This is a genomic window from Ilumatobacter fluminis (assembly GCF_004364865.1).
In the GTDB taxonomy this organism is placed as follows: domain Bacteria; phylum Actinomycetota; class Acidimicrobiia; order Acidimicrobiales; family Ilumatobacteraceae; genus Ilumatobacter; species Ilumatobacter fluminis.
Genome location: NZ_SOAU01000001.1, coordinates 4,466,499 through 4,481,449, shown reverse-complemented (window position 1 = coordinate 4,481,449; position 14,951 = coordinate 4,466,499). Strand labels below are relative to the sequence as shown.

The 14,951-nt window shown below is 69.0% G+C and carries 13 protein-coding genes; 7 read left to right on the top strand and 6 right to left on the bottom strand.

The features are described from left to right. Positions 1-49: 49 nt before the first annotated feature. From BDK89_RS20235 to BDK89_RS21945, 3 genes are all read left to right on the top strand, one after another. The gene (locus BDK89_RS20235) at positions 50-1,396 is read left to right on the top strand and encodes a serine hydroxymethyltransferase (RefSeq protein ID WP_133870684.1); all 1,347 of its coding nucleotides are present in this window, start codon (positions 50-52) and stop codon (positions 1,394-1,396) included. After that, the gene (locus tag BDK89_RS20230) at positions 1,393-2,151 is read left to right on the top strand and encodes a phytanoyl-CoA dioxygenase family protein (protein WP_133870683.1); all 759 of its coding nucleotides are present in this window, start codon (positions 1,393-1,395) and stop codon (positions 2,149-2,151) included. The genes BDK89_RS20235 and BDK89_RS20230 overlap by 4 nt, the downstream gene beginning before the upstream one ends. Positions 2,152-2,239: 88 nt before the next feature. Then, positions 2,240-2,404 (top strand): hypothetical protein, encoded by a 165-nt coding sequence (locus BDK89_RS21945; RefSeq protein ID WP_166657726.1) that lies wholly within the window; start codon positions 2,240-2,242, stop codon positions 2,402-2,404. Positions 2,405-2,521: 117 nt separating this feature from the next. On the opposite strand, the gene BDK89_RS20225 is transcribed toward BDK89_RS21945, so the two are convergent. Both BDK89_RS20225 and BDK89_RS20220 read right to left on the bottom strand, forming a co-directional pair. Next, positions 2,522-2,752 carry a TlpA family protein disulfide reductase gene (locus BDK89_RS20225; protein ID WP_133870682.1) on the bottom strand — a complete coding sequence of 77 codons (231 nt, stop codon included), beginning with the start codon at positions 2,750-2,752 and terminating at the stop codon, positions 2,522-2,524. Between the two features lie 66 nt (positions 2,753-2,818). Next, positions 2,819-3,088: a hypothetical protein gene (locus tag BDK89_RS20220; RefSeq protein WP_133870681.1), complete on the bottom strand. Its 270-nt coding sequence runs from the start codon at positions 3,086-3,088 to the stop codon at positions 2,819-2,821. 172 nt (positions 3,089-3,260) lie between these two features. Here BDK89_RS20220 and BDK89_RS20215 point away from each other — a divergent pair, with 172 nt between their 5' ends. From BDK89_RS20215 to BDK89_RS20205, 3 genes are all read left to right on the top strand, one after another. Next, positions 3,261-5,021 (top strand): potassium channel family protein, encoded by a 1,761-nt coding sequence (locus tag BDK89_RS20215; RefSeq protein ID WP_133870680.1) that lies wholly within the window; start codon positions 3,261-3,263, stop codon positions 5,019-5,021. Positions 5,022-5,445: 424 nt separating this feature from the next. Then, positions 5,446-5,838: a competence type IV pilus major pilin ComGC gene (locus BDK89_RS20210; RefSeq protein WP_133870679.1), complete on the top strand. Its 393-nt coding sequence runs from the start codon at positions 5,446-5,448 to the stop codon at positions 5,836-5,838. Continuing rightward, positions 5,832-6,080, top strand: a complete 249-nt coding sequence (locus tag BDK89_RS20205; RefSeq protein ID WP_133870678.1) for a hypothetical protein — start codon at positions 5,832-5,834, stop codon at positions 6,078-6,080. Before BDK89_RS20210 ends, BDK89_RS20205 begins: the two co-directional genes overlap by 7 nt. Before the next feature lie 96 nt (positions 6,081-6,176). Here the strand turns inward: BDK89_RS20205 and BDK89_RS20200 are convergent, their stop codons facing one another. Beyond that, on the bottom strand, positions 6,177-8,534 hold the full coding sequence (locus tag BDK89_RS20200; protein ID WP_133870677.1) for a beta-propeller domain-containing protein: 2,358 nt from the start codon (positions 8,532-8,534) through the stop codon (positions 6,177-6,179). Positions 8,535-8,665: 131 nt separating this feature from the next. On the opposite strand from BDK89_RS20200, the gene BDK89_RS20195 reads away from it, so the two are divergent. Continuing rightward, complete coding sequence (locus BDK89_RS20195) at positions 8,666-10,036, top strand: LPXTG cell wall anchor domain-containing protein (RefSeq protein ID WP_133870676.1); 1,371 nt, start codon at positions 8,666-8,668, stop codon at positions 10,034-10,036. A gap of 157 nt (positions 10,037-10,193) precedes the next feature. Here the strand turns inward: BDK89_RS20195 and BDK89_RS20190 are convergent, their stop codons facing one another. The 3 genes from BDK89_RS20190 to BDK89_RS21940 form a co-directional block, all read right to left on the bottom strand. Next, positions 10,194-12,710, bottom strand: a complete 2,517-nt coding sequence (locus tag BDK89_RS20190; RefSeq protein ID WP_133870675.1) for a reprolysin-like metallopeptidase — start codon at positions 12,708-12,710, stop codon at positions 10,194-10,196. 115 nt (positions 12,711-12,825) lie between these two features. Beyond that, on the bottom strand, positions 12,826-14,778 hold the full coding sequence (locus tag BDK89_RS20185; protein WP_133870674.1) for an HAD-IA family hydrolase: 1,953 nt from the start codon (positions 14,776-14,778) through the stop codon (positions 12,826-12,828). After that, a complete protein-coding gene (locus BDK89_RS21940; protein ID WP_166657725.1) occupies positions 14,775-14,933 on the bottom strand; it encodes a hypothetical protein in 159 nt (52 codons plus the stop codon). Before BDK89_RS21940 ends, BDK89_RS20185 begins: the two co-directional genes overlap by 4 nt. Positions 14,934-14,951: the final 18 nt, after the last annotated feature.

The following is a 14,951-nucleotide window of genomic DNA, read 5'->3' as shown; positions in this document are numbered from 1 at the left end:
CGCGGATCATCGCTGTTCACTGGCGGCCCGCGGTGCGACGATCACACCCATGTCCGTCACCACCAGCGCCGCCGCCAGCCCGACCGATACCTCACCCGGCGACCGGGGCTGGCTTAGCGCCCCGGCGGTCGCCCGGGAACGGGAGATCCTCGATCGGCTCGACCTGACCGACCGGGGTACCGTCGACCGCCGCATCCACGACCTCGTCGACCGCAACAGCGAGATCCACGACCGGGAGTGCATCAACCTGAACCCGGCATCGAACGTCATGAACCCACGGGCCGAAGCGTTGCTCGCCACCGGGCTCACCACCCGGGCGTCGCTCGGGCACCCGGGCGACAAGTACGAGACAGGGCTGGAGGCGATCGAGGAGATCGAGGTCGTCGCCGCCGCAGCGGCACGGGAGCTGTTCGGTGCCCGCCACGCCGAAGTGCGGGTCGGCTCGGGCGCGCTCGCCAACTTGTACGCGTTCATGGCGACGTGCGACCCGGGCGCGACGATCATCACTCCGCCGCCCAGCATCGGCGGGCACGTCACCCACCACACCGCCGGCGCCGCCGGCCTCTACGGGCTCGACACCCACCACTGCCCGGTCGACGCCGGCGCGTTCACACTCGACCTCGACGCGCTCGACGAGTTGGCGGGCAGCGTGAAGCCGGCCCTCATCACGATCGGCACGTCGCTCAACCTGTTGCCGCACCCCGTGCGCGAGATCCGCGAGATCGCCGACCGCCACGGCGCGCTCGTCCTGTTCGACGCCGCCCACGCCTGCGGCATGATCGCCGGCGGCGTGTGGCCGAACCCGCTCGACGAGGGCGCCCACCTCATGACGATGAGCACCTACAAGAGCCTCGGCGGCCCGGCCGGCGGTTTGGTGCTCACCAACGACGACGCACTCGCCGCACGGATCGACGCCATCGCCTACCCCGGCCTCACCGCCAACTTCGACGTCGCCAAGACCGCCGCCCTCGGCATCACCCTCCTCGACTGGCTCGAGTGCGGCAGCGACTACGCGACGACGATGCGCGACAACGCCGTCGCCCTCGCTGCCGAGCTCGCCGAACGCGGGCTGCCGGTGTGGACGACCGACGGCGGCCACACCCGCTCGCACCAACTCGCCGTCGACGCCACCAGCTGGGGAGGCGGCCACCCCGCCGCCCTCCGGCTGCGCGAGGGCAACCTGCTGGCGTGTGCGATCGGGCTGCCCGGGCTCGAACCCGGTGCCGGACTCCGGCTCGGCACACCCGAAGCGACCCGCATCGGCATGCGCCCCGACGACATGCCCGAACTCGCTGGCCTCATCACCGGCGCCCTCGCCGGCGACGACGTGTCGGGAGCCTCCAGCGCCATGCGCCGCCGCTTCCCCGACGTCCACTTCGTGCGAGGTGTCGCATGAGGACCCTCCTGTCGGCGGACGAGCTCGCGACGTTCGAGCGGGACGGCGTGGTCGTGCTGCCCGAGCGGTTCACGCAGGGTGAGGTCGACGAGATCAACGCAGCGCTCGACGAGCTGATGGACGAGGACGTGCCGGAGAACATCCGTGAGAAGTCGAGCGGTGTCGTGCGCACCGCCATGGGGCTGCACCGCCGCCACGAACGGTTCGCCCGGCTGGTCCGCGACCCGCGCCTGCTCGACCCGGCACTGCAGGTGCTCGGCGACGTCCCGGTGTACGCACAACAGGTCAAGGTCAACGCCAAAGCCGCCTTCACCGGCGAGCAGTGGCAGTGGCACTACGACTTCGCCACCCACCACCACGAAGACGGTGTGCCCGAACCGCTCGCCCTCAACGTGCACATCTTCCTCGACGATGTCACCGAGTTCAACGGGCCGCTCATGTTCGTCCGAGGCTCGCACCGCGACGGGCCCGCACCGACCAGCCTCGACACCGAGACGACCAGCTTCGACCTCTGGACCGTCGACGCCGACGTCGTCGGCCCACTCGCCGAACGCGGTGGACTCATCAGCCCGAAGGGGCCGGCCGGCACCGTGCTGCTGTTCGGCGACGCAGTCGTGCACGCGTCACCGCCGAACATGTCGCCGTGGCCACGCCGGATCTTCTCCCTGATCGTCAACCCGGTCTCGAACCGGCAGACGACCGAACGACGCGCCGACCACTTCCACCACCGCGACGCCACACCCCTGAACGGGTGATCGCGTCCCGCACGAATCGCGAGCATGGCCGAAACACAAGCGGGGTATGGTCGGGCACGTCACCATCCGCCTGCAAGGAGGCACCCCAATGAAGATGTTCGTGTTGTTCGTACTGCTCGCCGCCGCCGGAGCCACCGGCTACCTGCTCGGCACCGAGGCCGGCCGTCAGCAGAAGGAACTCATCCTCGTGAAGATGGGTCGCAAGGAAGGCGGCGAATCCGACGTCGTCGTCGAAGAAGCCGTCGTCAGCTGACGGACCCCACCCTGTCGGTCGATGTCAGACATCAACCGACATCGCACGTCACCACGATGACGCAGACTGGTCGGTTGATGTCTGACATCAACCGACCAGCGTCGTTTTCGGGCGTTGTCATCCGGTGCGGATGGCGTCGAGGATCTCGTCTTCGGGGAAGCCGCCGAGCCAGCCGGCGATCGGTTCGCCGTCCGGCGACAGCAGGGCCACCGCCGGCTGGGCGCTGATCCCGAACGCCGTCCAGGTCTGGAACGTCTCGTCCCAGTACATGGGGAACGAGGTGGTGCCCGTCATCTCGACGAACTCGACCGCCTCCTCGGCGCTGTCCTGGGTGCCGAGACCGACCACCCGAACTTCGTCTGCGTGTTCACGAGCAAACTGCTCGACCGCCGGGCCTTCCCGGCGACAGGCGGGTCAATGCGGTGCCCAGAACCAGACCAGGAGTGGCTGTTCGGACGGGATCTCGTTGCGGAACTGCACCCACCCGCCGTCACCGTTCACCTGACGAACGGCGACCTCGGGTAGGGGACCGGCTTGCGACGCCTCGGCCACCGGGAGGTCGGGCGGATCGCCCTCCGCCGGAGCGGGCAGGGTGACGCCGGGGTCGGCCGCTGAACCGCCCCCTCCGTCGTCGTCGGAACCGCATGCCGTGAGCAGCAGCGCGGCACCGAGTGCTGTGGCCATCCAGGTGCGTGGTCGCATGGCCGAGAGAAACACCCCTCGCTCTGTCCACTATTCCCGGTGATGGTCGGTTCATGTCAGACATCAACCGACCAGGTTTCGCACGTGTCCAGTTCGTGTTCGGTCGGTTGATGTCTGACATGAACCGACTGGGTTCCTGGCAACATGGGGGCGCATGTTGAAGTCGTTGGGGGTGACGATCGCTCAGGTCACCGATCGGTTGCGGAAGAACCCGGACGTGGCACGGGCGGGGCGCGACTACGAGTCACCCGAAGCCGCTGTGCAGGCGGCCGAACGCAAGCGACGGATGCGCACCGTGTTCTGGCTCGTCGCCACCTTCGTCGGGATGGTCGCCATCTTCTCGACGATGTTCCACGAGCTCATGGCCCGCGAAGGCCGCTCCTACTCGTGGCCGACCAGCGTCTACTGGACGCTCACCACGATGACCACACTCGGCTTCGGCGACATCACCTTCGAGTCCGACGCCGGCCGCATCTTCTCCGTCGTCGTGCTGCTCGCCGGCTCCACCTTCCTCCTGGTGATGCTGCCGTTCGTGTTCATCCAGTTCGTGTTCGTGCCATGGATGAACGAACGCGACCGTCGCCGTGCACCCACGACGGTGCCCGAACAGATCCGGCGGCACCTCATCCTCACCGAGCCCGGCCCCGTCGAACTGGCCCTCGCCGACCGCGCCGAACAGGCCGGTGTGCCGTACGTGATCCTCGTCGACGACCTCGACCTCGCCGGCAACATCCACGACGGCGGCAGACGCGTCATGGTCGGCGAACTCGACGACCCCGACACCTACCGCAAGGCCCGCATCGACGAAGCGGCCATGGTCGTCGCCACTCGCAACGACCCGACCAACACCAACATCGCCTTCACCGTCCGCGAGATCGCCCCCGATGTGCGCATCCTCGCGACCGCCAACGCACCCGAATCGGTCGACATCCTCGAGATCGCCGGTGCCGACCACGTCCTCCAACTCGGGGAGATCCTCGGCTCGGCCATGGCGGCGAGAGCGCTCGGGATCGGCGGCAAGAGCCACGTGATCGGCGATTTCGCCGGGCTCCGCATCGCCGAGGCGGGCGTCGTCGGCACCGCGATGGAAGGGCGCACGCTGAAGGAACTGGCGCTGCGATCACGGCTCGGTGTCGGGATCATCGGCGTGTGGGACCGCGGCGAGTTCTCGATCGCCGACCCCGACACCGAACTCGTCGAACCGATGATCCTGCTGCTCGCCGCCACCGACGACCAGCTCGCCACGTTCGACGACGAATACGCCGTGCCGACCGCCGACGAACAGCACGCCGTCATCATCGGCGGCGGACGCGTCGGCCGGGCGATCGGCGCCAACTTCGATGCGCAGGGCCACTCGTTCACCATCATCGAGAAGCTGGCCGACCGTGAACGGGCCGGGGTGCCGTACGTGGTCGGCGACGCCGCCGACCGGGCCGTGCTCGAACGGGCCGGTCTCGACCGGGCGACCGCGATTCTGATCACCACCCACGACGACGACGTCAACGTGTACCTCACCCGGTACTGCCGTGGGCTGCGACCGGACGTGCGGATCGTGTCGCGCTCCCGCCTCGACCGGAACGTGACCACCCTGTACCGGGCCGGTGCCGACGCCGTGCTGTCGTACGCCGGCACCGGATCGGCCGCGATCTGGAACCAGTTCCGCGGCGACGAGACCCTCCTCATCGCGCAAGGCCTGCACGTGTTCCGATCACCGATGCCCGACGCGCTGGCCGGACGCTCGCTCGCCGACGCCCACGTGTTCCGCACGACCGGTTGCAACGTCGTCGCCGTCGACCACGACGGTCGCATCGACGCCAACCCCGATGCCCGTGCGCCCCTCCCCGCCGGCGGAGAGCTCATCCTCGTCGGCACCGACGAAGCCGAATCCGACTTCGCCACCACCTACCGCCGCTGACCTCCCCGGGTCGGGTGTCGTACGGAACGACGAGGCGCAGCCCTGACCGGGTCGGGTGTCGTACGGAACGACGAGGCGCAGCCGAGGCGTTTCGGGAGATCACCCGACCCGGCGGTCACGCACACCCTCGTCACCGGAGTCGGGTGATCTCCGGAAACGTCGACTCCGTCGCCGTTCCCTCCGACACCCGACCCGATTGCTTCTCCGTCGCCGTCACCTTCGACACCTGACCCGATTGACCCGGCGAGCGCCGGTTTCTTCAACGTTTCTTCAAGGGGCCTCACGGCGCGTGGTGGGGGCTTGACGGGGGGTCGACGCATCGGTGCGACCTTCTGGACCTCTTGACCCACAAGTTCGTCTGGGTTGTGCAAAGTAGGAGTCAAGGAAACGGCGCTCCGGCGGAGCGCACCAGGGAAGGACCACCATGCCGACACGATCGAACGACCACACCGCGTGGCACGCCGACCGACTCGACACCAGCGATGCGGCCACCGACGGTGGCTACACGCTGATCGAGCTGCTCATGGTCGTCCTCATCCTCGGTGTGCTGCTCGGCGCCGCGATCCTCGCCGTCGGCGGTGTCACCACCGAAGCCGCCGACACCGGTTGCGACGCCGACCGTCGCCAACTCGACGTCGCCGTCGGTGCCTACGAGGCCCAGACCGGCAACGACACCATCGACCCCACGCCCGGCATCCACGAGGACGACCGCTACGAACAGACCCTCGTCGAGGGTGGCTTCCTGCGCTCGGTCAGCGAATACCACGTCGTCGACGCCGGCGGCACCGTCACCCCCCAGGAGGGATCGTCATGCTGAAGTTCCACTGGAACAGCACCGTCACCGACGAACCGGCCACGTCCACCAACCCCGTCACGACCACACGTGACGACCTGCGCATCCGCAACCTGCTCGACGATCCGCGACTCGCCGCAGCGATGACGCTCGATCTCGGGCCGGCCTTCGCGGCCGCAGCGCCAGTCACCGACCTTGCTCCGCGGCGCCATCGGCCGCAGCGGGTCTTCAACCGCCGCCGCCTGCTCGAGTCCGACGCCGCCTAGACGGGGGCGCGCCGACTCGGATGGTGCCACGCGGTCGAGCGGGGTCGGTCCACCCGACCCCGCTCGAAATGCGCACACCCCCAGCGTCGGTGGGTACTAGAGCGCCGTGGCGGCGAGCGGCGTCAGGGTGTCGAGGCTCGTGGCCTGGATCGTGCGACGGGAGACGGAGTAGATGACACCGTCGACGACGACGATGCGGACGATCTCCTCACCGTCGTCGTACCGCGGGTAGCACCAACTGATGATGTCCGACTCCGACGCGTCGATCCGATCGAGCGCCTCGCGCATCGCCGTCTCCTCACCCCAGAACACCATCTCCTCGGCCGGGTAGCGCTCGCAGTCGCCCGGCACGATCGCGTCGGACGAGCAGAGGTGCACCGGCATCTCCTGCGCGATCCAGAACGGCTCGGAATCCTCCGGCCAGACCGACGCCTCGATCGTGCGACACTCGGCCGGCATGGCCGAACCGACCTCGGCGTCGTGCTCGATCCAACCGATCTCGCGGACGCCGTCGGACACGTCGAGCGCCACCGCCCCGTATCGACCGAACTCACCGTCGTACACGGGCAGCAGCACCGTCGACCCGACGATCTGGAACGCATGATGGTCGTACTCGGCGGGCGACCACCCGTACGGCATCGTCCACTGCGCCGTCTCCAGCGGCCGGGCCGGGTCGCTCACGTCGAAGATCGACACCTTCAGCCCCGTCGTCTGCCCCTGATCGGTCGCCGACTGTCCGACACCGAGCACCCGGTTCTCGTCGAGCGGGTGCAGATAGGTCGAGAAGCCCGGGATCTTCAACTCGCCGGTCACCGCCGGCGCCGTCGGGTCGGACAGGTCGAGCACGTAGAACGGATCGACCTGACGGAACGTGACGGCGAACCCGACGTCGCCGAGCAGGCGGGCGCTGTACAACTGCTCGCCCCGACCGAGCCCGCCGACCTCGCCGACGGCGACGAGACGGTCGCCCTGCTCCTCGAGCACCGTCAGCACCGTCTCGCTCGGCTCGCCGGTGTCCCAGTTTTCCCCGTGCGTCGTCAACACCCGGAGGAAACCTCGGTGTTCGTCGAGGGAGAACTGGTTGAGCAGCTGACCCTGTACCGTGCCGCTCGCCAGGTAGCGGGCCGGCTCGTCGGCGACGAACTCGAACGCGTGGAGTGAGGTGAAGCTCTCGTCGAAACCCACCACGGCCATGTCGTCGGTGAACCGTTCGGGTGCCAGCCAGCGCGACGTCGCGACGTAGAAGCGGTCGAGTGACGAGTAGATCGAATCGCCCGACGCCAACACACCGACGGTGTCGTCGCTGACGAACGCAGCGAGTCCCTCGGCGAGGTCGACGTCGACGACCGAGACGACGTCGAACCCGGAGAAGTCGGCCGGATGGTTGATGCGGTCGCAGCGGATCAGATCGCCCGAGGTCGAACCGTCGTCGGTCGTTAGGCGGAAGCTCGGCGTCCAGTCGGCGTAGGTCGAGCGAGCGATCACCTCACGGTTCGTCTCGGTCGCCAGTTCCTCGCCCGCTCGCGACTGGGGAGCGACCCACGGCAGTTCCTGCGGGCTCGTCGACAGGGCGAGCCGCACCGTGTCGCCGACCTGGCGAGCGCTCAGGTACGACCCCTCGATCTGCAGGGTCGCTACGACGCGCAGATCGCTCGGATCGCTCAGGTCGATCTCGATCAGCTCGGCCGCCGGCAACCACTGGCTCCCGATCGGCATCGACGTGTCGCCGGCGAAGTCGGCCTCGGCGTCGAAGGTCTCGTCGACCGGCGTGTGTTCGAACGAGCCGCCGTTGCCGAGCACCAAGGCCCGACCGTCGTGGAGGAACAGCTCGTAGTCCCACCCCTCACCGAGCGACATCGCGTCGGTGACGATCGGATCGACGTCGGCGATGTCGACGTGTCGCAGCGTGTTGCCGTCGATCGCGATCAGCCGTTCGCCGTCGGTCTTCACGATGTCGGCCTCGTCGACGCCGAGCTCCTGCACGTTCGTCCCGGCGATCTCCCCGTCGCCGCCGCCTCCGTCTCCGGCCGCGTCGGTGGCCGGCGCCGACGCCGGCTCTTCGGCGGCGCTGTCGTCCATCGCGTCACCGTCGTCGCCCTCGTCGGCGGGCTCGTCGTATCCCCAGTACGCGCCGCCCGGATGCAGGCCGTACGGGCCGACCCGCTCCGCCGCCTCGGTCTTCACATGGTATAGGAACGCATCGCAGTCGCCGAACGGCGCCATCGCGCGCACCAACGTGCCGCTGCCGCCCCCGGCCTCGGTGCCGTCTGACGGGCTGGTGCCACGTCCGGTTGCGGTGCCCGTGCGGGTCGACTCGGCGGTGCGAGTCGTGCCGTCCGGGCCGCTCGCCGTCGGTGGTGCCGGACCGTCCGGTGCACACCCCGCGGTGGCAATTGCTGCTGCCGCCACCGCTACCGCGATCGACGACCCTCGATGTTCACGCACACTCCCCATGCATCTCTGACGGTCCCCACCCCGCCGACGGTTCCCGGCCAGCCAGAATCGGCGCTCGGCGATTTCGTCCGAGGGGCGTTCGCTTCTCGTCTACGGTGTTCGGCGGGGATACAGCGGAAAGGCGGCTGGACATGAAGCGAGTACTCACCATCGTCGGCGCGATTGCGGTCGCAGCGGGGTCGATCGGACTGTCGACGACGGCCGATGCCGGGATCGGTACACCGGTGGCACCCGTGCGGGTCATCGTGAACGCCGCGGGTTCGCAGGCGTCGAACGTCGCCGCATACCCGCCGTCGTTCATCGTCGACGGCGGCGTGACGATCACCCCGTCGTGCACACCCGACGGTCCCGTCGACAACGGGTTCAGCTCGTCGATCGAGTACACGTGCGCACTGGCGGCCGGGTCGAGCTACGAGCTCGTGCTCCCCGATCCGCCGACCCCGTTCGAGGTCGCCCGTCTCTGCCAGCCGTCGGGCGATGCCACGATCGACCTGACCGTCGACCCGACGACCACCATCGAAGGCGGCTACTTCTGCGTCGCCGCCGTGATCGCCCCGACGATCGTGCTCGACAAGATCCTTCCCGGCTCTGAGACCGGTCCGCTCGCCGAGACCGACTTCACCCTCGAAGTGTTCCCGAGCGCCGGCGGTGAAGCCGTCGGTTCCGACACCGACCCGTCGCCCGACGTGTGCGAAGAGGTGGCCGACATCGACACCCTGTGCGGCTACGTCGAGGTCGACCCGGGCACATACGTGGTCGGCGAGGAAGCCGAGTACGGCTACTTCCCGCTGCTGGTCGACTGCGCGTCCGACTACTTCGGGTCGGACGACGGCGGCCCGATCATCATCGATCCTCCTCCCGAACGCATCGACAGCACCGACGCCGAGGTCACGGTCACCCCGGTCACCGACGACGTGTTCAGCTACTTCGCCGGGTGCTCGATCGGCAACATCTACGTCGAGTCGCAGCTCGACGTGTTCAAGACCGTCACCAACGACGACGGCGGCACCGCGACGCCCGACGACTGGACGGTGGAGCTGTTCGACGACGAGGGGGCCATGGTCACCTCGGTCGCCTGCGCCGCCGACGGCACGTGCCTGTCGGACACGTTCCCGATCGGTCAGTACACCGTCGGCGAGGTCGGGCCCGACGGCTACGACAGCACCGTTTCGCGCACCGTGACGACCGAGACGTTCCCCGTCGAGGCGTTGCCGGACGAAGACGCCACGTTCGATCTCGACATCCTCACCCAGGTCGACATCACGATTGCCAGCGACGATCAGCCGACGACGACAACGACCACGACGACGATCGCCGACTCGACGACGACGGTCGGGCCGACGACCACGGCGGGATTGCAGACCACGACGACGGCGTTCGATGCCGGGGCCGGCACCCTGCCCGCCACGGGTTCGAGTCAACGCAACGCCAGCATGGCGCTGCTCGCGTTCGGCTTCGTCCTGTTCGGCGCCGCCGCCATCCTCGCCACCCGCCGCCGCTGACCGGTCGACCGCGCACCCAACCCGGGTCAGGTGACCGCCGGTAACGGCTCGTTCCTCGCCGTCACCTTTGGCACCTGACCCGACGAAGCCCGGCCTGCTCGTGAGCGTGCCCCGGTCGGCTGGCCTCCGGCACTCGACCCGACCAATGCTCGGTGGGTCAGAGCCAGGCGACGACGTCGACGAGGAGGTGGGTTCGGCCGCGGCTGGCGATACAGAAGCCCTCGTCGACCTCGATGTCGTCGTAGCTCAGCGTCACGATCGCCATGTTCGCCACGACCTGACCCGGCGCGTAGTTGAGGTTCGACGCGTTCGGGATCTCGAAGGCGCAGTCGTAGGCCGTGATGTGGCCGGCGCTCTCCGGGTTGACCGCCGTGATGTTGACGATCGCCGACCGGGCACCCGTGTCGACCCCGCCACGCCCGACGTACTGATCGCCGACCTCGTGGATGAGGGCGAGGCGCGCCCACTGGTAGGGCCCGATCGGGCCGGTGTTGCGGTAGTACCCGTCGACCGTCGTGTTGCCGGCGCCCGAACGCGTCTCGAGGACGCGGGCCGGCTGGATCGACACGAGCGGCGAACCGTTCGTGACCGCACCGGCGACGTCGAGCAGCAGGTGCATGCTCGCGTGGGTGTAGATGCAGATGTTGCCCTGCGGGTCGAGTTTGGCGAGTACCGCGTTCGGCACGACCTGACCCGGTCCGGCGTTGAGGCTCGACGCCGTCGGCTGACTCTGATCGCACGGCCAGACCGTGATGTGGCCGGCCGCCGACGGGTTCACCGCCGTTACGTTGAGCATCGCCGCCGTGGCCGTCGGCGGAACCCCGCCACGACCGGCGACCTCGATCTTGGTGACGCTCCCGGCTGATCGCACGCCGCCGCCCTGGTTCTGTCCGTCGCTGGTGCGGAACGCCGGACCCGACCGGGTCTCGAGCAGCCGGGCCGGCACCACCGGGCGCAGGCTCGAATCGTTCGGCACGGCGGCACTCACGTCGACGACGAGGTGGACCTGGGCGTGGGTGTAGATGCACACTCGGCCCCGATTGTCGAGCTTCGCCAGCACCGTGTTGGCGACCACGCCGCCGGGTGTGTAGTTCAGGTTCGAAGCGGTCGGTTGCTGCTCGTTGCACGGCCACACCGTGATGTGGCCGGCCGCCGACGGGTTGATCGCCGTCACGTTCAACAACACCGCTTCGTCGCTGTCGATGACGAGGCTGCGCCCCGACACCTGAAGCTGCAGGGTCGAGCCGGCGGCGCGAACGCCCTGACCTTGGAACTCGCCGTCGGCGGTCAGGTTGTCGGGGCCCGACCGTGTCTCGAGCAGACGATCCGGACCGAACGTCAGGTACGGCAACGGTCGGTAGGCGGCCACGCGGGCGGCCGTGTTGTTCATCGTCCGGGTGTTGTCCTGCGATGCCGAACCGATCGAGCCGATCCCGTCGATCGAGCGCGGCGAGGAGAAGTACGGGATGACCGGGCACTCGCAATCGGGCCCGTCCTCGTACGCCATCACCGTGCGGTAGCGACCGCCGGGGTTGCCGACCGGGGCGCGGTAGCCGGTGCTGTACGAGAAGACTCCGACGCCGTCGCCGTACCCGTGATCGGCACCGAACAGGTGCCCGAACTCGTGGGCGTAGCCGTACTCGGGTGCCGGCGCGCACACGGAGTCGATCACGCCGAACGCGTAGTCGTCGTCCCAGCCGCTCTGGGCCAGTTGGAGGGCCCAGGCCGAACCACAGACGAACCCGGCCGGGCTGCGCACCATCATCACGACGTCGGCGTCGGTGATGAACCGCTCGAAGTGGACGTCGTCGAGTGCTTCGGTGTCGGCGAAGGTGAGGGCCTGGAGGTCGGCGGACGTCGTCGCCAGATCGTTGTGGGCGACGTGCTGGATGCCGGCCGACTCGACCTGCACGTCGACGCCGGAGTTCGACAGGATCGTGTTGGTGTCGTTCACCATCGCGGCGATCGCCGCCTCGGCGTTTGCTGCGCCGCCGTACCAGGTGCGGGCCGAGGTCGTGTACACCGTGAGCACGCGGACGACCGCAGAGCCGTCGGCCTGTGCCGACCGCGGCGACTGCTCGCCGCTCGGACGCTGCGCCAGTGCTTCGGCGATCCGCTCGTCGCTCAGGGCAACGGGACGGTCGTCGGGATCGGGCTCTTGGTGCTCGACCCGGCCGGCGCTCTCGTTCGAGTGCTCGGCGACGAGGTGCGCCCCGTCACCGGCGGGTCGGACCGAATAGACGGTGGCGCCCGACATCCACGTGCCGCGCACGCCGTCGTCGATCGTGAGCGAGAACGTGGACGACTCGCCGGTCGCCGACCACGTCGAACCGCCGTCGACGCCCGCGCCACGCCCGACACCGGTGAACGAGACGCTCGTGTCGTCGAACAGGTCGAACGTGACCGACCCGGTCGCCAGGTCGGCGAGGAGTCCGTCGACGTCGATGTGCACCGTCCGGCTACGGACCGCATTCGTCGTGATCGACTCGACCTCGCCCGACGGGTCGGCGACCGCCGGCGCATCGGTGAAGTGGTTCGACTCGCCGGTCGCCGACGCTCCCGCGGCCGGCACGATCGATCCGACGACGAGTGCCGCGGCAGCTCCGAGCAGCGCACACACGCGCCGTGATGACTTGTTCAAGAAGGCCTCCCGCCAGCTCGCGAAGTGCTGCACCGTACAGCGATGAACCCATCCTGGCGGTGTACCCCCGTGCACCGCGAATCCCCTGCATACGCACCATTTCCGCAGCACACCTGTTATCCCAGGCGAGCAATGAGGTCGGTTCGGGCTACTCCGTCGTGGTGGTCGTCGAGAGGTCTCGGCGGGCGGCGTCGGTGAAGGCTGCCCAGACCTCGGGGTCGTCGTAGCCCAACGCCCAGAGGGCGGCGCCGCCCCAGCCGGCTTCGCGGGCGATCAGCACACGGGCGTCGACGCCTTCGCTGTCGACCCAGCGCACCTGGCGGTTCTGGACGCAGGCCGTGTCGCCTTCACCGACGTTCAACGCGTACGTGAAGCGCCACTCGCCGTCGACGTCGTTGTACTCCGGTACACCGCCGCGCCGATCGGCCAGGTCGAGCGCACCGCGAGCGGTCACGCCCGTGCGGCCGGTCGCGTCATCGGGGCATTCGCCGACCTCGCTCGTCACCCAGTTCACGCCGTAGCTCGGCACCCCGAGCACCAGCTTCGAGTGGTACTCCTCGGGCACCTCCTCCGACAGCGACGCCACCACGTCCTCCACCCACCACAGCGGAGCGATCGGACCCGGCTCGGCCACCGAGTAGTCGTACGCCATGATCCGGATCGCGTCGACGAACGGGGCGATCGCTGCGTGGTCGTACACCCAGTAGCCCTCGACGCTCGTCTCCGTCCGCGCCCAGATGCCGGGGATGCTGACGGTGAGGGTGCGGTCGGTGTCGTGCAGCGCGTCGGCGAGTTCCTCGACGAAGGCGACCCAGTTCGGCCGGGTCGTCTCCCACGTGTCGGAACCGTCGGCGAACGCGAACTGCTCGTAGTCGATGTCGATCCCGACCGCCTCGTGCTCGTCGGCGAAGGCGAGGATCGTCTCGACGTGCTCGGTGCGGGTGGCCGGATCGGCGATGATCGCCGCCATCCCACCGGCCGGCATGTGATCGCGGATCGACGGGACGATGTACGCACCGTCGACGGCCTCGAGGAACACGCCGATCTCGTCCTCCTGGGCCTGCTCGTCGACCCGGATGTCGTCGACGCCGACCGTCTCGTACCAGAACGGTGAGAGCTCCCGGACGACCTGCAGCCGGTCGATCCCGTCGGTGGTGACGTCGTCGAGCGTCCAGTACGGCACCCACACGTCGGTTGCGATCGCTCCCGGCGGCGGCTCGGGCCGTTCGGGCGGGTTGTCGGAGACCCACCAGGCGCCGGCAACGACCGCTGCGGTGATCACGCCGAGCACGATCAGCAGCAGCGACCGATTGATCTCGAACCCGCCGCTGCGCTCGCCGCCGGCCGTCGCCCGGGCGCGGCCGGCCCCACGGCGACTCGGCTTCGGCTGTTCCAGCGGTGCGTCGAGCAGGGCGCCGAGGTCGTCGATGCGGATCGGCTCGAGCGAGTCGACGTGGGTGAGACCGGGCGCCGGCTCGGGCGACTTCACGTTCGGCACCGCCAGCACACGGCAGCCCGCGGCCAGGGCGGAACGGGCGCCGGTCGGTGAGTCCTCGATCGCGACACAGTCACGGGGGTCGGCACCGCACGCCTCGGCACCCAACAGGTACGGCGTCGGATGCGGCTTGCCCTCGCCCTCGGGCACCTCGTCGCCGGTGATCGTGGCGACGAACGAACCCGGCGGCAGTGCCGCCATGACCGGGTCGACGAACCGCCGCCACGACATCGTGACGAGCGCACACGGCACCCCGGCCTCGTTCAGATCGGCCAGCAGTTCGCGGGCACCGGGACGCCAGGGGATCTCACGGTGGAGGCGAGCGATGACGCCGTCGAGGAGGCGTTCGACGATCTCGTCCTTGGGGAGGTCGACGCCGCCGTTGGCCTGCAGGAACCCGGCGGCGTCACGCAGATCGAACCCGACCATCTTCTCGGCCATCTCGTCGGGCCAGTCGCCACGACCGAACTCGTCGACGAGGTCACGTTCCGACGAGAACCAGTACGGCTCGGTGTCGACCAAGGTGCCGTCCATGTCCCACAGCACCGCTGCGGGTGGACGGGGGCGAGCGTCGACGGCTCGCCCCTCGGGATCGTTGGTGGTCACTCCCGGACGAGTTCGATCCGGTCGCCGGAGCGCAGCTCCGGGTGCTCGCACGTATTGATCCGGGGGAAGACCATGCCCCCATTCTGCCCGCCGACCGCCCCGAACCCTGACCGCCCCAGCACGAACGGGGTCGGATACGTTTCGTCGGCGACCATCCCTCGACCGACCGTCCG